The organism is Vibrio crassostreae, from assembly GCF_024347415.1.
Classification (GTDB): Bacteria; Pseudomonadota; Gammaproteobacteria; order Enterobacterales; family Vibrionaceae; genus Vibrio; species Vibrio crassostreae.
The window spans coordinates 914,453-936,810 of record NZ_AP025477.1; the positions used below are offsets into that span (position 1 = coordinate 914,453).

Below are 22,358 nucleotides of genomic sequence, written 5' to 3' on the forward strand. Positions count from 1 at the left end.
ATCGGGAGTGTTGTCTGCTCCCGAAATCTCCTCTAAAGAACATACAAAACAAAGAAAATGAAAACCAAAAAGGGAGCACATTATGTGCTCCCTTTATATTCTTTGTTGTTTTTTATTCGTTTACTCTCAGCAACTCTTTATAGCGATTACCTTTCTCCAAATGCAACGCTGATGTTGGTGTAGATCGGCTTCCAAAGGTATTGGAATACAGACTTCTCGCCTGTAGTAATGTCAACTTCGCCCGTCATACCCGGCAAAATAGAAAAGCTCTCAGGATTATCACGGAAGTACGGCGTTTCAACCGATACCACAACCTCATAGTAAATCTCGCCTCGCTCGCTTTGACTGGTGGTTGGTGAAATACTTTCCACCTCACCTTTCAGCGCCCCAAAGCGACTGTAATCAAACGCGTCAATCTTGATTCGAGTCGGCTGCCCTACACTCACAAAACCAATATCTCTTGGCGATAAACGAGCTTTAAAGTCAGCTTTCCCACCAACAGGAACGATTTCAACCACAATGCCACCTGGCTGAATAACACCACCGTTTTGTGTGCTTGGCAGGCTTTGCACCAAGCCTTGTAGCGGTGACACCAACATAGTGTTGGTCAGTTTCGCTTGGCTTGAACGAACTCTGGCATTCAATGCTGATAAGTCAGATACGGCTTTAGAACGATCGTCGCTGACCTTCGCCTTCGCCTCTGCTAAAAGCTGTTCAATTTTTTGCTCTGTACTGTCTGCTTGCTTGATTAACACAGCTTTCTTACCACGAGCTTCTTCGATTTTCTGTTCGATACTGGCCAGTTTTTGTCGCATTTCAAGCACACGTAAGCGTGAAATGTTGCCCGATTTATAACCCTTTTCTAGTATATTCAACTCTTGCTTAGTCGCATTTAGCTCTTTCTCATAACTCGGCAAGGCCTTTTCTACACTCCGAAGTTGCTCTGCAATTTGCTCGCTCTCTTTCTCAAGCACCACACGTTTTTGGAAGTAGAGGGCTTTCTGCGCGTTCAGTTGCGCTTTTTGTTGGCTAACAATCTCAGGATAATCGACCTCGAACTCAGCAAGGCTAGGCTCGCGTTGCTCAAGCAGCGCATTCATACGTTCCACACTGGCTAGAAGCGTCACTTGTTGAGACTTCAATTCTTCAAGAGCGGTACGTTGGAAAGTGGCATCAAACTCAACAAGTGGCTGACCTTTCTCAACCAACTGACCTTCTTTAACGAGAATTTGCTTTAATTTACCGCCAATCGCGCTTTGTAGTACCTGTTTTTCGCCTTCAGGAATCACAGCGCCTTTAGCTTTTGCAATTTCATCCACTTGAGTGACGACAGACCAAGTGGCAAAAGCGACAACACACAAAGCAACTGACCATGTCGCCAATGCCAATGTACGAGCCGTATTTTGTGATTCAACAAGTTCACCGTAGCGCTTGCCCTTCTCGATAGATTGTTTAGCCATTAGCGACTCCTTGCTTAGACTCTGATTGTTCTTGTTGGGCTGCATCTTGCTGAGCAGACGGGTCTTGTTCTTGGGAAGCTTGCGGCTCTGAATGCTGTTCCTGATCCAAAGGCTGCTCCGCCTCTAAAGGACCGGCATAAACAACAGCCCCCTCATTTAACACCACGACTTTGTCGGCAAGTTTGATTAAATCCGGATCGTGAGACGTGTAGATCAACGTTGCTTTTCCTTTTTTCAACTGCACAAACTCACCGAATATACGTTTAGCATTTGGGTGAGCATCAGGCACAGGGTTATCCATTAAGAACATTGGGTAGTCATAAACCAGTGCTTTCGCGTCAATAAGGATCTGAGCGACAGTGCCTGACAACATGTCAAACAGGCTATCCGGTTGGATGCTGCTGATAGAGGTATCCAACCCATCTGGTAACGTGGAGAACCATCGCTTGCCGCCAACCATATCAATGGCTGATATCATTTTCTGCTCTTCAACTTTATGCCCATCGCTCAACCACTCGCGAATACTCAATGTAAGTAAGTCGGGGTAAGCGGCGCGAATGAAACACCAGTGACGATAGAGCTGTGGGTCGTATTGAACGAGGTTAACGCCTTCAAGCTCGACCATACCGTTTTGGATAGGCTGTAAACCAGACAACACTTCAATTAATGTCGATTTACCACTACCTGAAGGGCCTGTAATCGCCACAATATCACCAGCTTCAACATCAAAACTTACCCCATTCAATGCAGGGCGACTCTGTTTAGGGTAACGGAGAGTCACTTGATCTAACTTCAAGTTCGGAGCAACCGTTGGCAATGGATGATGTTGGTAACTGAATTCACGTTCAGACGGCTGAGACAGAATACGATTTACCTGCAGCTTAGATTGATTAAAGCTATTAAAGCGCATCGCGCTGTTCGCCAACACCTGCGCAGGCCCAGTTACTTTGGAAATCAACATCATTGAAGCAATCAAGCCACCAGGGGTCATCACTTGTTCGAAAATAAGTCCAATACCTAAGCCCATGACAGCCAATGTTGAGCCCACTCCGATAAAGTAATAAATAGAGGTGTATCGACTTTGCAGAACCGATTGATTAAACGTCACCGTAGAGGCAAGCAGATTGGCCTTTTGGAAACGTTGGATCCAGTGCTCTGAAAACCCAGCACTACGAATAAAGGCAAGCTTGGATGACAACTCATTAGTCATATTTTGACGATTCGTGCCCGCTACCGTCGATTGCATTGAGCGTTTACTACTCGAACGTATCGAACGCTTAGCTAACAGGTAATACAGAACCAAAGAGACAATTGGAACCAATACCAGCCAGCCACCTAGCACACCTATCGCAAGAACAAAAATGGCAATGAAAGGCAAATCAAACAACGCATTACCGAGTGGTCCTGATAACACACCAGAAATACGCTCAGATAACATCACTTGGTTTTGTTGACTAGACGAAGCTGTTTGCTGGTTTTGAGCATAGCTATTTCTTAGTAGTCGTTGCACAAGAGATTGAGAGATCTCGCGGCTGACTCGGTTAGACACAGAGGCAAACACTCGGCTGCGCAATGTTCTTAACCAGCCCATCATCACAAACAACAAGGCTGCGCCAATGGCGATTCCTTGCAGTTCGTGTCCTGCGTCACCGCCAATCACATGGTCATAAATAGACATCGTGATGAAGGGGACGGCAAGTGCAAACAAGTTGGTGATAAAACTGACCAACAACAATTTAGGAATGATGGGACGAAACGCATGTAACCTTTCGCCAACCCAATCAGGAGATGCCTTCTCTAATGGTGGACCTTCGATAACGATGCAAAACTGCGGGACATCGGTGATATCGTCATTGGCGTTAAAAGAGACAAATTGTTTGGATTCCAAATGACCAGAGACCAACTCATGTTCGCCAAGCACCAGTAATACTAATTTGTGTTCACCAACTTCATCTAGGTTGGCAACCAAGCGATAGGGCAATGCAAGCCTGTCGAACAAGGCAAACATATCGTCTATTGATTCAATGCCATTCTCATCGACCCATTGATGTGCGAACAATTGGATATTCGCATTCACTTCCAACTGCTTGAGGACGGAAAGACTCTCGGTTTCTAAATGGTTCATCACCTCTTTTCGACCATTCGTATCTGCACGGTTGCTAGCATCTAAACGATTCATACAATAGCCTCCTGGTTGTTCTCGCTGTCGACCGCAATAGTTCGACTTTCCACTGTAATGATTCGATTAGCCAATTCGCGAAGTTTAGAATGATAGCTCACCATCAGTATCGTGCGTCCTGCCGTCACTTCTTCTTCCAACACCTTAGCTAGGTTTCCAAGGGCATCTAAATCAAGCGAGGAATCTGGCCTTTCTAGCATGATAATGGGTTTATCACTTGCCAGTTGAGTCGCGATATTGAGCATTTTCACGTTACCCATACTCAGCAGAGACGCACTCGTATGGCCAATTTGTGTCTCTAGTCCATCGGGTAACCGAGTAATTTCTTTGGTTAAGCCCAAGCGTTTAGCATAGTCATTGGCGCTTTGTGTTCTCTCGGGATCAAAGCCACATAAGTTGTCGAGAATAGTCCCCGACACCAATTGCCCTTTCACGCCACAGTAGGCAGCAATATTGTTTACTGATGCCATAGAAACGGCTTCGCCATTAATGAAGCACTCACCCGCATTTAGATCATCAATACCTGCAATCGACGACAATAAATGACTGTTGGTGTGGCGATCCTCACTCTCTAACAATACCAACTCACCTTTATTCAGTGTGACATCTGCATGAGAGAGTTCACCGTATCTTTCAGCGGTCGCTTGCTTAATTTCCAGCGTCTCAAAGTCAGATAAAGGGGTCTCAGGTTGCTCAGAATCTGAAAACTCAGATAGTGACAAGTCATTCAATTTTTCTATTGCCTGATTGGCACTGTGTATTGAATTAAGCTTGATTCGAACCCCAACCAGTGCACTCAAAGGCGCAACCGCTCTGCCCGATAAGATAGAACATGCCGCCAACCCACCTGTGGTTAACTGACCATCCAACACCCACAAGCTCCCCGTAATCACCAGTAAAACTGACGTCGCTAATGCAGCAAGCTGAATACATTCTTGGGCGAAGGCGTTCTGTTCTTCTTCTCTCGCTTTAGACTGAGAGCGAACATTATTGAGGGATTTGAACTGATTGAAGATTCGAGACTCAACGGCCTGACGTTTGATTCCCTGAATGGTTTGGCTTTGCAAAATTAAGAACGCTTTTCGATCCTGATCATCTCGGGAAGCTTCTTCACTTAGGCTTTTAACGCGAATAGAAGATAACCAAACGATTCCGAGAGTAATAAGCCAAACTGCCAAAGGTATCGCCACCAGCTCACCGCCAATGTAAGCCACCAACCCCAAGAAGATCAGTGCAAAAGGTAAGTCGATAAAGCCAGCTATTACCCCACCAGAATACCAGTCTTTGACTTTTGATACGGAGCCTAACCCTTCTTCCACGCCCCCAACTCCTAGGTGGCGAATATGACCGGATGAAGCATTAGTCACTCTTTCAACTAAGGTTTGGTAGGTCGCTTTCTCGGTATTACTGGCTGCCGCAGACAAAAGCCAAGTACGCACGAATCGAATCAATGCTTCCATCGCGACGGCCAATGTCGCACCAGCCAATAGTAGAGTGGCGGTACCGTAACTTTGGTTAGGTAAAATACGATCGTAAATTTGTAAAACCGTTAATGGAACGGCAAGAGAGAGAAGATTTATGAGTAAAGAAGGCAGTAGGACTTTCCCTACCACCCCTTTGTTTTTCATTGAACTTGCGGGCATACACAATCCTTATCCATGCTTATGAAATAAGATTGGTACACCATGTTGACTATTGCAAGGTAACGAACTGATTTAACGTGTTTTTCAATATAAATATGACACAGATCTTCCTACACAAATCTTCCGTTCTGTTCGTGCTCTACAATCTGTTGTCATAATCCTCAATCGCCTGCTTTAGCTTTGAGAAATCCGAGTTACATAAATACGGTTTCAGTGCTTCAAATTTATCTGAGGGCCACTCGTATATTTTGAATGAAATGAGCTCGTCAATGACGGATTCATCAAAGCGGTATTTGACGACTTTAGCTGGAGAGCCACCAACAATGCTGTAGGGTGCGACGTCTTTTGTCACAACGCTATTCGCTGCAACCACGGCGCCTTCGCCAATCGTAACGCCGGGCATCACCATCGCTCGCATGCCTAGCCACACCCCATCTTCAATGTGAGTATCACCTTTGCCAATGTAGGCGTCATCAATGACATCCATAAATGGGTAAAGTGAAAACCAATCGACTCTGTGTGTATGGTTACCGCCCATTAAAATCACAACCTCGGCCCCAATGCAGACATAATCACCGATATAGAGCTCGTCGATCTCCCATCGCGGCTCCCACTGGCGGCTGATCTCGTCGCCATGTAAATAGCGCACTACTGACTGTTCAAAGCCATTATCCCAGCAATCGCTGTAATAACTGTGTTGACCTTTTACGTGAATATTGGGGTTGGTTACGACTTCATGTAGCAACTCGAATTTGGACCAATGCTTCTTGTGCATTTTTACCTCTGAATGATCTATTTAGTTTTATCCGTTTAAATATCAAAATGTTCGACGATGCAAATCCAATGTGCACAAACTAACGCCCCATAAACACAGGGTTCGCTGGGATGAATAGTGAGTATCGCGCTTAAATCATAGCAATGTCGCTAAAACTAAAGAGTCGTCAGTGGATTCGAGGTTGCTTTAAGAGAGGAAGTAATTTCAAAGTTTGCTCAGTTTTTTACGATAACTTGGTTGGACAATTTACAGGCTTAGTGTATCTGTTTAACCGCGCCAATTTGACAGGAAGATGTGATTAATAAGGTTTCAAATTTCATTTCATATAATATGAAATAAATAAAAGCCTGCACGATTACACAGGCTCAAACTTAGACTCAGTTATAAACTCCGGCTCACGCTTGGAGCTGGGTTCAGCGACTACATACGAGCAAGCTGTACTTTTCTGTCTTTGTTGACCACGCAGAAGTTACCGCGCTTAGTGCGACACTTAGAGCATCGTTCGCATTCAACAGGACTTTTATCCCCTTCTTTCCAACGCTTCACTAAGTGCGGCTCAGAAAGCAGAGGTCGTGAAAGTGCGAAGTACTCAATGCCCGTGTTGTTCGCAATCGCTTCGATAGCATCAAAATCCGTCAGGCCGCCAACCGTGATAACTGGGATGTTAACGTCTTGGCTAATTGCGTGGCCGTATTCATGGAAGTAACCTTCAGCTTGGATAGTAAATCCGTCGTGTGACTCGCCAATCATGGTGTCGGCTTTACCATGAATGTTGCCAGAAACGACAATGCCATCAACGCCTACTTCTTCAAGCTTTTTACACACCAAACGCGTTTCATCGAAGGTCACACCGCCCTCAAAAAACTCAGAAGCGGTCAGCTTAACCAAGATTGGGAAATCGTCGCCAACTAGCTTGCGCGTTGCCGTGTAGATCTCTAGCAAAAATCTCATGCGATTTTCTAAGCTACCGCCGTATTCGTCCTCACGCTGGTTGTAATAAGGACTTAAGAACTGGTTAATCAGATAGGTATGAGCAGCATGAACCTCAACACCATCAAAACCCGCTTGCTTCGCTCTTAGTGACGCTTTGGCAAAGGCATCAACGATGTAATCAATATCCTCTTTGGTCATTGCTTTACCCAGTGTCTGTGTCCCTTTTTCTGGAACTTCACTCGGTGCATAGATCACTCGCTCGCCAAGGTTATACGTGGTTTTCGTGCCACCATAAGCCAATTGCATCACGATTTTAGAGTCGTTGTCGTGCACAAGTTGAGTCAGCTTCTGATACTCTTCAATGAATGAATCGTTATACATCCCCATCATGCCCGCATTCGGCTTTTCTTCTTCAACGATGTTCGCGTAACCCGTCACGATCAAGCCGACTTCACCTTGAGCCAACTCTTCATAGATAGCGTAAAGTTTATCTGTCATATGACCATCTTCGGTGGCCATATTTTCCCACGTCGCGCTTCTCATGAAACGGTTCTTTAGTGTCATCTTGCCAATGTGGGTTTCTGTAAACAATGTGCTCAAGTGTCTTCCTCTCAAAATCGTGTTAAGCGAGTTACCCATTACGCATGGGCACTGATTCTGGCGGATACTACAGAGAATATGGCAGGCAAAACTTAATCTAGATTAAGAGAGCGGCACTCTCATATAAGAAACAGGCAACTATTGCTCACAAAGATAGGATTAGGATAGATTCTAAGAATAGGCTCACCCAATCGGTAAGCCTACTCTCAGTTCTAACTATTTAAGACAATACGCAGAAAAGCTATTTAAACTCGTAGGTATAAGATGCGCCAACACTGTTATTTTCACCGAAATCATCCTCAGCAAAGATAGTGAAGAAGTTGAATGACTGGGCATCACTCAGCTTATAGCTAGCGCCAACGCCCGCCCAATAACCCGAATAGTCATCAGAGCCCATAGAGCCACCGCCAAAACCAATCAGTGACCACTCATCAGTGATCGTTTTTAAGCCAAACGCCCCAATGTAGCCACCGTGTGTTGAACTCGGCATCAATACATAGTCAGAACCAACATTATCATCATCGAACACGGCCACTTCGCCATCATTATAACTGTAACCAGCCATAGGGAAGATTTGCCATCCGAACGGCTCAATGTCGAAATAACTCAGTGGTATAAACGTCCCGATACTGTAGTTATTCTTATAAGCATCGTTGTCGTATTCAGAGCGGCTAAAGTTGAAATTGACGATGCCCAAAGGCAATAGCCATGAACCACCCACTCGCCACTCTTCGCCATCAGCATTGACACGAGCATTGATCATTCGCGCTTCATCAAGCCCGATCGAGCCCGAGAACTTAAGTTCTTCGTTATAAGCAACGCCCGCTTTGGTTACGATTTTAGTCGGATCATCAGGATGCTTCTCTTCAGCCAAAGCATCCGTTGAACCCAGTATTACCGAAGTAACAATTAATAAATTACGTAATGTCATTAGAATGTCGCGCTAACGCCAACAAAGTGAATGCGGCCATCGAAAGAACCATTCAACAAGTTCACTTGTGAACCTGCCAAGTTTCGGTTCATATCAACTGAACCTAAATCTGCGTATTCATAGAAAACGTCAATTAAGATATCATCCCAATAGGTAGATGCTCCTACCGAGTAGCGGTATTGCTCGCCCACTGGAAGGTCAACCCATTGCATTGAAGGATCGTCTTGTGGTGACGTTTCGTAAGAGAAGCCTGCTTTTAAGCGCCAATCAGAGTTAAGTTGGTAATCCGCACCTACTGCAAACTTCCATACATCATCCCAATCACGTTCGATTGGAACGCCGCCTAAGTCAGTTGCTCCGAAATCTAATACCGTTTCGTCCCAAGCACTCCAGCGGTGGAATTGAACGCTTGCCAAGAGATCAAGTTGAGAATTCAATGCATAACTTGCACTGAAGTCAATGATTTCAGGAAGAGCAATATCTGTAGACAAAGAGTTAGCAACATTACCTAAACCTTTCACTTCGTTATTAAACTCGTGTTCTAGCTTAGAGCGATAACTGGCACCTAACTTGAGTTTATCTGTAGGCGTGTACATTACACCTAGGTTATACCCGTAAGCCCAATCAGTATCTTGCTTAGCTGTAAACCCAGAAGTCGACTGCTCGAATGCAGCCCAACTCAATTGAACGCCAGCACCCACTGACCACTGATCATTCAGCTTATAACTCAGTGATGGGGTCACTTGCATTGCGGTCAGGGTAATGTCTTCTAGAAGTGCAGCACCCGCCCAATCACTGCCGTAATCAAGGCTTGAACCACCAACAGCACCCAGCGCAATACCAAGGTGTAATTTGTCTGTGACTTGGTGAGCATGGAAGGCACCAAATGAAGGCATCACTGAATGAGCTTTGCCGTCTGGATTACCATCGTTGTCTTGATATTTCATCTCAAGATCAAACGCCATGGTGTTGATAGTCGTTTTGCTTTCGCCCATGTAAGACATAGTGGCAGGGTTAGTCCACATCGCAGCAGCAGAGCGAGTATAAACACCGTCACCAGCACCAGTAGTACCAGCATTGGCAACGACAGCTTCTTGCAAAAACAGGCCACTTGCGAAAGCATTTAAGCTCGTAAAAATTGCGGTGGCAGCTATAGAGTAAATAAAAGTTTTGTTCATCAGATTGCTCATTTAGCCTTAGACATTAAATTGTTCTAAGGTTACCGCAAAGCCTCATAAACAAAAGGAATATCCATTATTCCTGTACAAACGCTATTTAAACTTTCTGGCGACGTATGGTCGTGGGTTATCTCGATGAATTTCACGTTGAGCAGCAATCGCTCGGTTCTTACCCAAAGCGACCTTTATCTGATACCAAGTCTCGTAGAACACAGCCATTCCGGGGCTTGACCACCAAGTTTTGTTGTAGAGTTTCTTATTAGCAGCGACAACATCTGGCGACCGATTCGCGCACTCAAGTGCCAAAGCATAGGCTTCAGCGTAAGGGTCTTCGGCAACCTTGGTCACCAGTCCATATTCTTTCGCGGTTTCACAGTCGATCACTTTGGCCGTCATCGCCATTTCTAGGGTGTGATCTTTACGCATCAGCTCTCTAAATGCGATAGCGCCTCCCATGTCTGGAATCAAACCCCACTTTGCTTCCAATATCGAGAAGTTCGCATCAGGGCTAGCAATTCTAAAGTCACCGCCACTGACCAATTGCAGACCGCCTCCCCAACAACGACCATGAATCGCAAAAATGACAGGGCATGGAATATCTCGCCAACCCAATGAAAAACGTTGTGCAGCATTAGGCAATGTCGGTAACCATTTAAACAACAGCTTCATCGCCCCAGATTTACTGGTTAAAAGGGACTTAACATCAAGCCCTGAACAAAAATCAGGCCCCTCGCCCTTCACTATTACAGCACGAATCTCAGTGTTCTTTTTCAGCTGAGTCACCATGTTATTCACGCCTTGGAACATTGCCATATCAATAGCATTGAGCTTATCGGGTCGATTCAACACAACCGTCGCAATTTGGTTTTCATCGATAGAACAAGTAATACGATCGAGGTTTGGCATGGTGGCTACCTTATCAGTGGTCAGACCTTTAGATTATACACTTTATTAACATATGCCAAACTTGCACATTAAGAAGCGAGAGCTGTGTTGCTTAACGATTCTCCCTTACATAAACGACATCAACAAAAAAGCAGTGATGGATCGCTCCATTCACTGCTTTTTATTCGTAGCTTTGGTTGCCAATAGCTTTGATTAGCAATGGCTTTAGGTCATGAGCATAAGCTATGTTGTTCGAGATTTCAGTAACAAGAAAATGAAATAACTGCCACCAATAATGGAAACTAACGTACCTGCCGCAAGTTGCGCAGGGAACACCACCACTTGCCCTAACCAATCAGCAAATAACATCAATGCCGCACCAATCAAAAACGATAAGATGATCTGTTCACGAACCAAGCGAGCACCAACCATCGCCGCGATATGTGGAGCCAATAGACCAACAAAGGCGACCGGCCCCATAGTGGTTGTGACCATCGAACATAACACCGCGACAATACACAACAGAGCCACGTAAGCGATGTTGGTGTTCAGCCCTCTAGCACTCGCAAACTGACGGCCAGTTGCAATTAACGTCACCCAACGACTCAACAGTAAAGCAACACCAATACAAACGGTGATCACGATAGCCATGATCGTTGCAGCATCAGGTTCAACACGATACGTAGAGCCAGCTAACCAAGCCAATAAGGTGTATTTCCCCTCACCGACTCGTGTTAAGGAAAATTGTACTAAAGCTTCCAACACTGCGGTCAGCGAGATACCGGTCAGAATTAGGATAGACGGAGCAAACTGATGCTTTTTACCAAGGAACAGCAACAAACAAAGTGCAATCGCACTGCCCAAAAACGCAACCCAAGGGCTTAATGAGTGAATTGAGTATCCCATAAACAAGCTACTGAAAATCAGTGCTAACACCGCACCTGCCGATACACCAAGAATATCCGGGCTTGCAAGTGGGTTGTAAACGAGCCTTTGTAAAATCACACCTGCCACTGCCAAACCGCCACCAGAAAATATTGCAGTTAACATTCTAGGCCAACGAATAGACCATTCAAACGCATCCGGGATAATGAAGTAACCCATATCTGCAGAAGGTTGTAACAATGTGCTTAATGCCAGTAACCCGAAGATCATTCCGCCCAACAAGAAATAAGCCAAAGGTGAAATAGACTTTTGCCCTTTAGGCATAGAGAAGAATAGCTGATCTTGGGCTGACATCTGCTTACGAGCAATAATGATCAAAGCTGGAGCACCAATCACCGCGGTTGCCGTTCCTGTTGGAATCATATCCAAAGACCATTGCGCCAAGAAGATTGCCAAGCTGTCGGTCACACAAAGCAACAGTGCACCTAACACGCAGCTTGCAATGAGTTCAGATTTCGCCTTTAAAAAGCCCAAATGTCTCGCGATATTTGGCGCAATCAAACCAATAAAGCTGATCACACCCACCGAGGTAATCGACACGGAAACTAGCCAAACGCCAATTGCCATTAGTACAAAGAAGGTCGTGCCGATGTTAAGACCACGTGCAGCAGCCCCTTCCGTACCAATCGAAAGCAGAGTCAGAACTCTTGGAGCCAACAGGAAAATAGCAAAGATTGGCAGTAACTTAGGCATCAGCCAAAGCACTTGTTCCCAACCGTTCTGCCCGAGATCACCCGCTCCCCAAACAAACAAGTTTTGCGCATATTGGTCATTAAGCAAAATAATCGCAGTTGCGAATGCGCCTAACAGCAAGTTAACTGCCATACCCGCCAAAACAATCGGTAAACCGCTCATATTTTTAATGCCAACAATGGAGACAATCAGACCCATAGCAAGCAGCGCGCCTATCAGCGCAAACCAAACCGAATATTGAGCAACCAACATTGGCGCGACCACGTTCAGAATGACCAGACCAAGCCACGCCCCTGATGATGTACCGAGTGTAAGTGGAGACATCATGCGGTTCTGCGTTAACTGTTGGAACAAACTACCGATAGTGCCAAGTGTTCCACCAACCAAAATCGCCATCACTAAACGAGGTAAGTTGACATAAATTAATGCCATCAACTCGAATGAATCGTCGACCATTTTATTGAATGTAACGATGTCACTGATCTGTGAGACTTGCTGAAACAACTCACCGATAGGGCCAAATTCAGACTGGCCTAACCATAAATGAATAAGGGCGGCGATAAATAACACCGCCCCCATCATCAAACCACTGGATTTCATTACTGCTCCGCTAACGTCAACAACGATTGCGCCATCGCTTCTGCGTTATACAAAATCGACATAGCACCGCCGTAGCTCCAACTTGCTGCTACAGGGCTAAATTGACCATTACGAACGAAAGGCATGCTCTTCCAAACCGGAGAACGATCTAACTTGTCTTGATATGGGAAAGGTTCGAAGTAAAGCGCAATACCACCCTTAACATTCTTAAGCTCGGTCATACGCTTTTGACTGATGCCCCACTGACTCGCAGGAAGATCCATCGCATTTTCAAAGCCTAGCTGCTCAAGCGCATATTGCGGAATCGAGTTATCACCGTATATGTAAACCGAAGTCGTACTGGCAAAACGGAAAGAGGTCACTTTCGGCTTGTCGCCCGGATACGCTTTATCTAGTTCAGCTTTTAAAACCTCAAGACGTTCGTCCATCGCAGCCAGTTTGTCGTTCGCTTGCTCTTCTTTACCAAGCAATTGGCCTATCTTCTTGAAGTTATCGATAGCCGCCGCCGCATTGCTATGCTGTTCACTGTACGTTTGGTAGTAAAGCACGGGCGCGATTTCTGAAAGTCGCTCCTGAAGATCTTTCTGAGGTGAAGCGATAAGAATCACATCAGGGTTTAGCTTCTTAAGTGCAGAAAAGTTAGGTTCAGTTCGAGTACCAATATCCGCCACACCTTCTGGAATGACAGGTTGAACAACCCAATCGGTGTATCCTGCAATATCTGGCACCGCGACTGGCGTTACGCCTAATTCGACCACTTGCTCTGCAATATCCCAGTTAAGCGCAGCCACTCTAACAGGTTGAGCTTCAAGGGTTTTAATCCCCTCGCTGTCTTCTACTTGAAAGTTGGCCCACGCTTGAGCTGACAACAACAAGCTCAATGAGACAAAGAACGAACTCACTTTAGGAAAACGAGAAGTAAAATAATTGGCTTTCATATAATCACTGTCACTTTTTAAGTGTTTATTTAACGACAAAAGCAGCCCCACAAGCTGCTTAGATTTATGTATTCAAATGAATTAGAACTGGTAGTTCACGCTTAGCTCTACAGACTGCTCTGCGCCAAACCAACAGTTCGATTGGTCGTAACAGGTGTAGTACTCTTCATTAAACAGGTTGTTAACCATCAAATTAGCCGTTGCACCAGATAGTGTGTCGCTTACCTCACCTAAGTCGTAACCCAGAGATAAATCGACAACCGTGTAAGACGGCACTTTGCCTTGAGTGTTTGTCGCATCCATTTCCATCTCACCCATGTAACGAGCGCCAGCACTCCAACGCGTACCTGCCAAAGCACCACCGTACACATAGTAATTACTCCACAAATTCGCAGCGTGTGTCGGTACGTAGATTGGTGTCGTTCCTTCAAGGTCAGGGTTTGCATCTTCCGTTACTTCCATATCGACGTATGTATAGCTCGCGTTCACATCCCAATCTTCCGTTACAAACCATCGGCCTTCGACTTCCACACCTTGAGAGCGTACTTCACCTAATTGGATCTTAGAACGATATGTCGGATCTGATGGTTCTGCTGCAATTGAGTCTTTCTTAGTTATATGGAAGTAAGAAGCCGTAACTTGTTGCGACATATCTGGAGACAGGTATTTGATACCCAACTCGACCTGTTCACCTAGCTGAGGTTTTAAAGAGTTACCATTAATATCAGTACCTGCCGCCGGCTCAAAGCTCGTCGCGTAGCTTACAAACGGAGAAATACCATTATCTAACTCATACAAAGCACCTACACGGTAAGAGAACTGATTATGATCGGCTTCTTCTTTTCCATCATAAGTTGGATAAGAGCTATTTTTATCATCGCTTGCCTTGAACATGTCGTAACGACCACCAGCCAGCAGAACCAATGCGTCGTAGCGAACTTGGTCTTGGAAATATAATCCTAGCTGCTCGGTCGTAATGTCGTGAGATTCACGGTAGTTCTCTTGAAGCTGGCTTTTATCCAAAAGGTCATTGTTCGGGTTGTAAGCATCAAACCCATAGAAGCCCGCATTCGCAGTGAATTCTTTGTACAGAGAATCACCTGCTAGCTTTAGGTAGTCGACACCGAATAGTAAATTATGTTCTAAGCCACTAATTTCTAGGCGACCTGAAACTTGGTTATCGAGAATAAAGCTCTGTGAATCCTCATCCGTACTGTAAGCATTTCGAATTAAACTGCCTGTCGCAGAATTGAAATTAGTCGCGGTGTGGTAAGTATTCTCCTGGTACAGAGATGCATCGGTATAGCGAGCGTTCTGAAGAAAAGTCCAATTATCGTTGATTTGATGATTGATCTTATAGCCTAACATCAAGACTTCACGTTCAAAGGTACTCCAGCTCTTGTCGCCCATGGAGACAGATGGATCACTTGCCTTCAGCACTTCAAGCGGCATTGCGGAGTTAGTACCCATTGACGGATCATTTTGATAGTAAAGGTTGAAGTTAATAAGTGTTCTATCAGAGACCTGCCAATCTAGTGAAGGAGCAATCACATAGCGCTCTTCTTCGGCGTGATCGACTTGGCTGTCTTGTTTACGAGCGAGTGCTACCAAGCGGTAAGAAAAGCCACTGTCCCCCAATTGACCTGTTGTATCAATTGACGCTTCCATAAGATTTCTTGAGCCAGTAGATACTCCTACTTTTGTGGCCCCGTCTTCTTGCGGCGTCTTTGCAATCATGTTGACCATACCACCCGGTGGCATAGCTCCATACAACACAGACGTAGGGCCTTTAAACACTTCAACTTGCTGAATCGCAATAGGGTCTATTTGAGGTTGTAAGTTCCAACCAGTAAGGAACGGAAGTACCAAACCATCGTAGTAGCTTTGGTTATTACTAAAGCCACGAATCGAGAACGTATCGTACATCGTTACTGATGCGCCCTTCTGCTCGGTTACAACACCCGGCGCGTATCTAAGCGCTTGGTTGAGGGACTTCACACCTCGTTGCTCTAACTGTTCTTCATCAATAACGGTAATACCTTGAGGCGTTTCTTCTGGCTCAAGTGCCGACTTAGTCGCGGTATTACGATAGGCTTTACCCATAATCGTAACAGTTTCTACATTCGAATCTGCTGCTGTAGCTGTCTCTTCCGCCAAGGCTTGCGCTGAAAATGCAGTGAGCAACGCCACTGCTAGTGATGAATACTTAAAACGAGTGTGAGTGGTCATGATTCCCTCGGTGCCAATGCTTAATATAAATAATAATAAATCTCATTTGCATTGTATGTATCTATGAATGGGATAATTAACAATTTGGTGCAAACTCACAAAGAACTTGGCCTATTTTCAATGGAATCAGGTCAATTGCTGATTAAAAGCACAATTTACCTTATCAGTAGCAAGGCTTTGCTAGGAAGGGAATGACGAGGATATGACTACGATTTAATAATAGGAACCCAATACTCCATCTCAGCGTCAGAGGCGTGAGCTTGATAGCCAAATGGGTACACTTCGAGTTCATAGCCATCGACACCGCGATAACCCGAACTCGGTAACCAATTAAGAACAAACCAACTCAAGGTATATCGCAGGTTCTCTATAGGCCCGCAATGCTTCACCACGGCATAGGTTTGCTTGGGGATAGTCAGCACTTTTAACTTTTCAGAAATTAGACTTGGTAGTTGCGGAATTGAAACTTCGTCATCAAGCTCGACACCTGCCCAATAATGAATGTTAGTCCCGTCGAAGCATGACTGAGTGAGATCGATAACACCAATAAACTGCAGTGCGTTGTCATCGGGCAAACTCACCTCACTTTCCAAGCGTGACCATAACTGAGGGACTTTTTGTGCAAAATCTTGCGTCAGCGAAAACAAGCCGCTGATTTCTGATGTTATGCCTTTAACAAGGAAAGACTCTCTTTCGTCAATACGAACTTCAACAAAACTCAGAGCGCCTTTTTCTTCTGCGCTGACAGTTTCAGACACTTGTATCGGCTTTCTTAGCCCTACTCTTTTGCCCGCTTTTCTATATTGGCTTGGGCTTGCCCCAAACATCTGTTTAAACGAACGACTAAAGCTAATCTCTGAATTGAACCCAAGACCAAGTGCAACATCAATGACACGCTCTTTCCCATCAAGCAACTCTTCAGCCGCCTGACTTAACTTTAGTTCTCTCACATAGTTGGCCACAGTAAGCCCTGTTTCCGCTTGAAACACTCTTTGCAGTTGCCAGCGAGACCAACAGCTCTGTTTCGCAATATCTTCTAGCGATAGTGCCGAACTAAGGTTCGCATGGATATAAGCCAATACGCGGCTGATACGGTCAAATGCAGGAGTGTTCATAGTCACGCTTTTATAATCTCGATAGTGGTAACAATTAAGTCTATACAGGAATACTTTTTAACATTTAAAGCGACTTTTATCACTTAATAATGGCCAAGGCGCATTCAATTTATAAATTTTTCAAACCAAGAGTTCTCTGAAGAGATGCACCATTTTGTATGGTTATCGTCAATGAGGTTCGCTATGATAACGCAACTGATTCTCATTTAATGGTTTAAAATGCTTTCCCAGCTGCACAATATTGCCACTCGTCGCAGAGCCCCCTCCCTGCACCAGAAAATCTTCGCTTACTCAAAACAAATAACGCCTTATCTAAGTGGAAGTTATGGCTCTCTGAGCAGCAAAAGCATCGCAATGACAAACGATAAGAGCCATATCGAGATCAAACGCGTTTACGATGGCTTAGCGGAAAATCATTCTGAAGCAGGAAAAGCGTATTGGTTGACGCGAACTTGGGATCTAGTTTGCTGGCAGCCTATCTATGTGACCTTCGTATCTATCTACGGCCTTCACTCATTGCCAGATATCAAGAATATCGGTCAGTTTAGGTACAAAGAGTTTGTGACAGGGTATCGCTTCTTCAATGGTGACCATCAACACGGTTCACCTGAGGAGTTGATACCTAAAGCTGGCGAAGCCATACTTGCACTCACTGAGTTTTATCGCAGCCAAATAAGTGAATGGACACGCATCCGCCCTGGTTTTACTAACCATTTGCTGGCGGATCTACTGTTAGGCAGTTTGATCAAATTGCAGCAGCATGAACCGAGCCTGACCAACGACTACATCACAGCACAAGCTAAGCTTTGGTTAGAAGCATGCCAATTACCTGAAAGTCACTTAGACAGCCTCAAGGTCGATGCCGATTCAGGAATGCTTAAACTGATTAGAGTCAGCTGTTGCTTAGTTTACAAATGCGATTCGGGAAAGTATTGCGACGATTGCCCTAGACACCCTGACAACAAAAAACTGGCTCAATAACACCCTCTATTTTTAAAGACCAATAAAGTATGTTTGATTTCATTAAGCGTTTTATTGGTCTAAACATAGGACTGACATGTTTCAGCTTTCAAACATCAAAATCGTTCGTGATAATAGAACCATTCTCTTAATTGAAGACCTTACGATTCCGACCAATGAACTCACTGTTGTTCTTGGTCACAACGGTTCAGGTAAATCTACACTCGTTAATTTGCTATCAGGACAGATGTCACCGGATCATGGCAACGTTGAATTAGACGGCACATCTCTTTCTTCATTAAAAAGCAAAGACTTGGCCAAAAAGATTGCATACTTACCGCAAAAACTTCCTGCTTCTGCTGGCTTAACCGTCGAAGAACTGGTTCGTTTAGGGCGCTTCCCATGGAGAGGCGCACTAGGTCGTTGGAATTCAGAAGATAAGTCGATCATCCAGCAAGCAATGGAAAGAACCGGTGTTACTGAATTCTCACAAGCATTAGCAGATGATTTGTCTGGTGGTGAACGTCAACGTGCGTGGGTCTCTATGTTGCTGGCTCAACAGTCGCCGGTACTGATCCTTGATGAACCCACTTCAGCATTGGATGTACATCACCAATTCCAACTGATGGGTTTACTGTCTGAGCTGAACAAAAAGGAAGGCGTCGGTGTTATCGTGATTCTTCACGACTTGAACCTTGCACTGCGCTACGCGACACACATCGTTGCTCTGAAGAAAGGTCAGATTGCCTTTGAAGGCAGCGCGGATAAGTTACTTGATGAACAAGCGCTATCGGCTTTGTATGAGTCCCCAATTCGACTTATCGATCATCCAGTTCCAGCTAAGACAGCTGCAAGCGAGAAGGTCGCCGTTGTTTGCGAGTAACCCGAAGAATCAAAGTTAAGTGAATGAGGTACTCATTCTTTGGATAACTCACCAGCATAACGAGTGAAAACAGAGTAAATGTTTCCTTAAACTTAAATCAACACAAGCTACACTAATACCACCTCATGAAATCAAGAGACTTCAATGAACACTTATCACCGCATTCTATGCTCTGCTTTGGCACTTGTTGTGTCCGGTCCTATTGCCTCAACGGCGGCCTTCGCCTGGCAAGCCGAGAAGATCACCGACGGACTCGTGATCCCTTGGGGACTGGCTTATGTCAACGATAAGTCCATGTTAGTCACAGAGAAAGCAGGCGTCATTAAACATGTCGATTTAAAAACAGGCGATCAAAACACACTGTTCAGGCTGCCCAATGTATGGGCGAAAGGCCAAGGTGGATTATTGGATATCGCACTCTCCCCTTTTGAAAACGGAAAGTTTTACGTCACTTACAGTAAAGGCGTCGATGGTGAAGGCGTAACGACACTGGCTTCTGCTAATTACAGCAATAATGAAGTCACCCATTGGACAGACGTGTTTGTATCTAAATCCAGAACGGACACAGGACGTCACTTTGGTAGCCGTATCACCTTTGATGATAGCCACCTGTATTTTTCAATCGGTGATCGAGGTGATCGAGACAACGGCCAAGACACTATGACTCACGCCGGATCAATATTACGACTGAATGCCGATGGAAGCACGCCAAGCGACAACCCTTTCATAAATAACGACAAGGTTCTCGACGAGATTTGGAGTTTCGGTCACCGCAACCCGCAAGGGCTTTTCTATGATTTCCCAAGTCAAAAGCTTTGGTCTATAGAACACGGTCCGCGTGGCGGTGATGAAATCAACTTAATAAAAGCAGGAGCTAACTACGGATGGCCAGTCACATCACACGGTAAGGAGTATTGGGGCCCTATCAGCGTTGGCGAATCTGAAACCAAAGAAGGCATAGAAGCGCCTAAAAAGGTCTATGTTCCTTCAATCGCTCCGGGCAGTTTGATCGTCTACCAAGGTAACAAGTACCCAGAATTACAAGGCAAGCTGTTGGCAGGGGCACTAAAACTTACCCACATCAATATCGTCACAGTTAACGGGCAAGGTGAGGCAATCGAGGAAGAACGCATTTTAGAGGACTTAGGCGAAAGGATAAGAGACATCGAAACTTCACCAAACGGAGACATCTTCTTCAGCACCGATAATGGTAATCTATACCGCTTGAAAAAGTAGTGGCGACACCGATACAAACAGACGATATTTGATAATGATTATTATAAATAAAGCCGTTAAATACAGGCCCTCAAGTCAATTTAACGGCTTTCTTGTCACAAAGTAGAATGTGCCAAAACAGTGCAACCACTCTAATTTTGTCATCAAATTCACCTAGGTTTTTCACAAAAACGACAAGAAATCACCATACAACTGTAACTCCATGATATTTAAGGAATGCAAAGTTTGACTACCCCCAAGTTTCTGCAACCTTTCACTATGGATTCGATTGACTATCCCCTGATTTGATTTAGACTCCATTTCGGCTAGAAAGAAAGTTCTTTGTATATAAACATTTCGTTGGATTACTAGTAACCCCGTTGTGTTGTACGCAATAGCAATAAACTTTTCCACGCTATCAGTGCCACAATTGGCTCACTATAAAAATTAATTTTAGGGATAACATCATGTCTAACACAGTTACTGGTACAGTAAAATGGTTCAACGAAACTAAAGGCTTCGGTTTCATTCAACAAGAAAACGGTCCAGACGTATTCGCACACTTCTCTGCAATCACTGGCGAAGGTTTCAAAACTCTTGCTGAAGGCCAAAAAGTTGAGTTCGTAGTATCTCAAGGTCAAAAAGGCCCACAAGCTGACAGCATCAAAGTACTTTAATTTAGTATTTTAAAGCTTTCTAAAAATAGCCAGCCTCTGCTGGCTATTTTTTTACCCGCTATTCAGAGATTTAAGGTAATATTCCCCTTCACTATTTCTACCTAAGACACCCTCTCAATGGCTCTTAAACCGACAATCTATAAGTTTCGTATCTCTTTAACTGATATGAATCGCGACTATTACGACTCTTTTAATCTAACGGTTGCACAACACCCTTCGGAAACAGAACAGCGAATGATGGCTCGAATCATGGCTTTCTGTATCAATGCCTCTCCTGAACTTGAGTTCACCAAAGGGTTGTCTAGCATTGAAGAACCCGATTTATGGCAGAAGTCGTTAGATGATCAAATCCTAGAATGGGTTGATGTCGGCGAACCCGATCCAGAGCGTGTTAAGAAGGCAACTCGTCTATCGAAATCAGTTCGCGTATTCAGCTTCAACACTAAATCAAATGTTTGGTGGGAACAGAACAAAGGCAAATTCGGTTATCTAAAAGCTCAAATCGTTCGTCTAGACAACGATGGTATTGAGCAGCTTGCAGCGATGACACAACGCACGATGGATCTTTCTGTCATGCTGACAGGCAACTCTGCTTTCGTTAATAGCGATACACAATCAGCAGAAGTCACATGGGAAGAGCTGCAGAGTAATGACTGAGCTTCCAACCAGTAATCAGCAAAAGCTTGAAGCAAACCAACAAGCTAAAACCAGACTTCACGTTTGTTTGAAGGAGTCTGGCTTAGACTCAGTAACTGCGATTGCGACAGGTTTTGAGAAAGAGCTAACGTCTTTTATTGACGAAAATCATGCCCTGTTTAAACACGCTTGCGAGAACAAACCGGACAACTCTGCACGTCAGACGTTGCTTGGTCTGCTAACTAAAGTACATATCGATGTAAGCTATCGCTTTGAAAGTAATAAAGAAGCGAATGAGGCGATGCAAAATGTATTCGATAATACAGTGGGCACTGAACATAGCGACAAGTTTCAAAACTCTAACGCCCAACAGTTAAAACTAGTCACGCATTTGTGGTTGTTCATTCAAGGACGACTAGGAATGGATTACAGCCTAGCCAATGATCATGCTGCTGCGACCGCAACATTACTGTCTCGCCTTTCGAGAAATACTGATGACGAGATTCGAGTCGAGTTCATGGGCAGCTTTTATGATGGCTTGAACCTCTATCAAGCTGAGAACAAACCATCAGGTTTTGTTCATCGCTTTAAGCGTTTGTTTAATCTTACTTAAGCATTCCACCAGCTGAAATCAATTTGCGCTTTGCACTGTGTAGAGCGCACCTATTTCCAACCATTTTTCCCACTATTACCCCTGAACATGAGATTCCCTACTACGCTCGTCCCTCGCTTTAGGGAAACGGGGTATGTGCTCAAAACTTATTGAGTGCGTTTCACGTAGACACTTTCACCAGTATTCTCAAGATTCACCTGAATTAACTCGTCGAAATTCTCCGTCACCCTCAACATACTCTTGAATCAAATCCCCCAATATTCTCCGTCA

Annotated in this window: 18 protein-coding genes; 6 read left to right on the forward strand and 12 right to left on the reverse strand. The window is 44.7% G+C overall.

Going from position 1 to position 22,358, the window contains the following annotated elements; translation table 11 throughout:
• Positions 1 to 146 precede the first annotated feature (146 nt).
• The 12 genes from OC193_RS19830 to OC193_RS19885 all read right to left on the reverse strand — a co-directional run bounded on the left by OC193_RS19830 (position 147) and on the right by OC193_RS19885 (position 17,104).
• Complete coding sequence (locus tag OC193_RS19830) at positions 147 to 1,460, reverse strand: HlyD family type I secretion periplasmic adaptor subunit (protein WP_048662577.1); 1,314 nt, start codon at positions 1,458 to 1,460, stop codon at positions 147 to 149.
• Positions 1,453 to 3,639: an ABC transporter transmembrane domain-containing protein gene (locus OC193_RS19835; RefSeq protein WP_048662576.1), complete on the reverse strand. Its 2,187-nt coding sequence runs from the start codon at positions 3,637 to 3,639 to the stop codon at positions 1,453 to 1,455. The genes OC193_RS19830 and OC193_RS19835 overlap by 8 nt, the downstream gene beginning before the upstream one ends.
• Complete coding sequence (locus OC193_RS19840; protein WP_048662575.1) at positions 3,636 to 5,282, reverse strand: ABC transporter transmembrane domain-containing protein; 1,647 nt, start codon at positions 5,280 to 5,282, stop codon at positions 3,636 to 3,638. The genes OC193_RS19835 and OC193_RS19840 overlap by 4 nt, the downstream gene beginning before the upstream one ends.
• A 139-nt stretch (positions 5,283 to 5,421) precedes the next feature.
• Positions 5,422 to 6,057, reverse strand: coding sequence for a CatB-related O-acetyltransferase (locus OC193_RS19845; RefSeq protein WP_048662574.1), 636 nt, complete (start codon positions 6,055 to 6,057; stop codon positions 5,422 to 5,424).
• Between the two features lie 420 nt (positions 6,058 to 6,477).
• A complete protein-coding gene (locus OC193_RS19850; RefSeq protein WP_048659999.1) occupies positions 6,478 to 7,590 on the reverse strand; it encodes an NADH:flavin oxidoreductase in 1,113 nt (370 codons plus the stop codon).
• 241 nt (positions 7,591 to 7,831) lie between these two features.
• A complete protein-coding gene (locus OC193_RS19855; RefSeq protein ID WP_048659997.1) occupies positions 7,832 to 8,521 on the reverse strand; it encodes a hypothetical protein in 690 nt (229 codons plus the stop codon).
• Entirely contained in the window at positions 8,521 to 9,699 is a 1,179-nt protein-coding gene (locus OC193_RS19860; RefSeq protein ID WP_048662573.1) for an OmpP1/FadL family transporter, read from the reverse strand. The genes OC193_RS19855 and OC193_RS19860 overlap by 1 nt, the downstream gene beginning before the upstream one ends.
• Before the next feature lie 93 nt (positions 9,700 to 9,792).
• Complete coding sequence (locus OC193_RS19865) at positions 9,793 to 10,605, reverse strand: crotonase/enoyl-CoA hydratase family protein (protein ID WP_048662572.1); 813 nt, start codon at positions 10,603 to 10,605, stop codon at positions 9,793 to 9,795.
• A gap of 222 nt (positions 10,606 to 10,827) precedes the next feature.
• On the reverse strand, positions 10,828 to 12,822 hold the full coding sequence (gene fhuB, locus OC193_RS19870) for a Fe(3+)-hydroxamate ABC transporter permease FhuB (protein ID WP_048662571.1): 1,995 nt from the start codon (positions 12,820 to 12,822) through the stop codon (positions 10,828 to 10,830).
• A complete protein-coding gene (locus tag OC193_RS19875; RefSeq protein WP_048662570.1) occupies positions 12,822 to 13,760 on the reverse strand; it encodes an iron-siderophore ABC transporter substrate-binding protein in 939 nt (312 codons plus the stop codon). Before OC193_RS19875 ends, fhuB begins: the two co-directional genes overlap by 1 nt.
• Before the next feature lie 81 nt (positions 13,761 to 13,841).
• Positions 13,842 to 15,989: a TonB-dependent siderophore receptor gene (locus OC193_RS19880; protein ID WP_048662569.1), complete on the reverse strand. Its 2,148-nt coding sequence runs from the start codon at positions 15,987 to 15,989 to the stop codon at positions 13,842 to 13,844.
• A gap of 206 nt (positions 15,990 to 16,195) precedes the next feature.
• Positions 16,196 to 17,104: an AraC family transcriptional regulator gene (locus OC193_RS19885; RefSeq protein ID WP_048662568.1), complete on the reverse strand. Its 909-nt coding sequence runs from the start codon at positions 17,102 to 17,104 to the stop codon at positions 16,196 to 16,198.
• A 219-nt stretch (positions 17,105 to 17,323) separates the two neighbouring features.
• Between OC193_RS19885 and OC193_RS19890 the strand changes: the two genes are divergently transcribed.
• The 6 genes from OC193_RS19890 to OC193_RS19915 all read left to right on the forward strand — a co-directional run bounded on the left by OC193_RS19890 (position 17,324) and on the right by OC193_RS19915 (position 22,088).
• Positions 17,324 to 18,085, forward strand: a complete 762-nt coding sequence (locus OC193_RS19890; protein WP_048662567.1) for a siderophore ferric iron reductase — start codon at positions 17,324 to 17,326, stop codon at positions 18,083 to 18,085.
• A gap of 76 nt (positions 18,086 to 18,161) precedes the next feature.
• Positions 18,162 to 18,947, forward strand: a complete 786-nt coding sequence (locus OC193_RS19895; protein WP_048659988.1) for an ABC transporter ATP-binding protein — start codon at positions 18,162 to 18,164, stop codon at positions 18,945 to 18,947.
• Between the two features lie 144 nt (positions 18,948 to 19,091).
• A complete protein-coding gene (locus tag OC193_RS19900; RefSeq protein ID WP_048662566.1) occupies positions 19,092 to 20,183 on the forward strand; it encodes a PQQ-dependent sugar dehydrogenase in 1,092 nt (363 codons plus the stop codon).
• 446 nt (positions 20,184 to 20,629) lie between these two features.
• Positions 20,630 to 20,839 (forward strand): cold-shock protein, encoded by a 210-nt coding sequence (locus OC193_RS19905; RefSeq protein WP_004737278.1) that lies wholly within the window; start codon positions 20,630 to 20,632, stop codon positions 20,837 to 20,839.
• A gap of 117 nt (positions 20,840 to 20,956) precedes the next feature.
• Positions 20,957 to 21,496 (forward strand): YaeQ family protein, encoded by a 540-nt coding sequence (locus OC193_RS19910; RefSeq protein ID WP_017631131.1) that lies wholly within the window; start codon positions 20,957 to 20,959, stop codon positions 21,494 to 21,496.
• Positions 21,489 to 22,088 carry a hypothetical protein gene (locus OC193_RS19915; RefSeq protein ID WP_048659986.1) on the forward strand — a complete coding sequence of 200 codons (600 nt, stop codon included), beginning with the start codon at positions 21,489 to 21,491 and terminating at the stop codon, positions 22,086 to 22,088. The genes OC193_RS19910 and OC193_RS19915 overlap by 8 nt, the downstream gene beginning before the upstream one ends.
• The last annotated feature ends 270 nt before the right edge of the window (positions 22,089 to 22,358 follow it).

Coding starts and splice junctions, on each gene's coding strand:
- OC193_RS19905 (WP_004737278.1), top strand. CDS start 20,630: ATGTCTAACACAGTTACTGGTACAGTAAAATGGTTCAACGAAACTAAA.
- fhuB (WP_048662571.1), bottom strand. CDS start 12,822: ATGAAATCCAGTGGTTTGATGATGGGGGCGGTGTTATTTATCGCCGCC.
- OC193_RS19830 (WP_048662577.1), bottom strand. CDS start 1,460: ATGGCTAAACAATCTATCGAGAAGGGCAAGCGCTACGGTGAACTTGTT.
- OC193_RS19875 (WP_048662570.1), bottom strand. CDS start 13,760: ATGAAAGCCAATTATTTTACTTCTCGTTTTCCTAAAGTGAGTTCGTTC.
- OC193_RS19845 (WP_048662574.1), bottom strand. CDS start 6,057: ATGCACAAGAAGCATTGGTCCAAATTCGAGTTGCTACATGAAGTCGTA.
- OC193_RS19915 (WP_048659986.1), top strand. CDS start 21,489: ATGACTGAGCTTCCAACCAGTAATCAGCAAAAGCTTGAAGCAAACCAA.
- OC193_RS19890 (WP_048662567.1), top strand. CDS start 17,324: ATGCTTTCCCAGCTGCACAATATTGCCACTCGTCGCAGAGCCCCCTCC.
- OC193_RS19860 (WP_048662573.1), bottom strand. CDS start 9,699: ATGAACAAAACTTTTATTTACTCTATAGCTGCCACCGCAATTTTTACG.
- OC193_RS19865 (WP_048662572.1), bottom strand. CDS start 10,605: ATGCCAAACCTCGATCGTATTACTTGTTCTATCGATGAAAACCAAATT.
- OC193_RS19895 (WP_048659988.1), top strand. CDS start 18,162: ATGTTTCAGCTTTCAAACATCAAAATCGTTCGTGATAATAGAACCATT.
- OC193_RS19855 (WP_048659997.1), bottom strand. CDS start 8,521: ATGACATTACGTAATTTATTAATTGTTACTTCGGTAATACTGGGTTCA.
- OC193_RS19835 (WP_048662576.1), bottom strand. CDS start 3,639: ATGAATCGTTTAGATGCTAGCAACCGTGCAGATACGAATGGTCGAAAA.
- OC193_RS19880 (WP_048662569.1), bottom strand. CDS start 15,989: ATGACCACTCACACTCGTTTTAAGTATTCATCACTAGCAGTGGCGTTG.
- OC193_RS19885 (WP_048662568.1), bottom strand. CDS start 17,104: ATGAACACTCCTGCATTTGACCGTATCAGCCGCGTATTGGCTTATATC.
- OC193_RS19840 (WP_048662575.1), bottom strand. CDS start 5,282: ATGCCCGCAAGTTCAATGAAAAACAAAGGGGTGGTAGGGAAAGTCCTA.
- OC193_RS19910 (WP_017631131.1), top strand. CDS start 20,957: ATGGCTCTTAAACCGACAATCTATAAGTTTCGTATCTCTTTAACTGAT.
- OC193_RS19900 (WP_048662566.1), top strand. CDS start 19,092: ATGAACACTTATCACCGCATTCTATGCTCTGCTTTGGCACTTGTTGTG.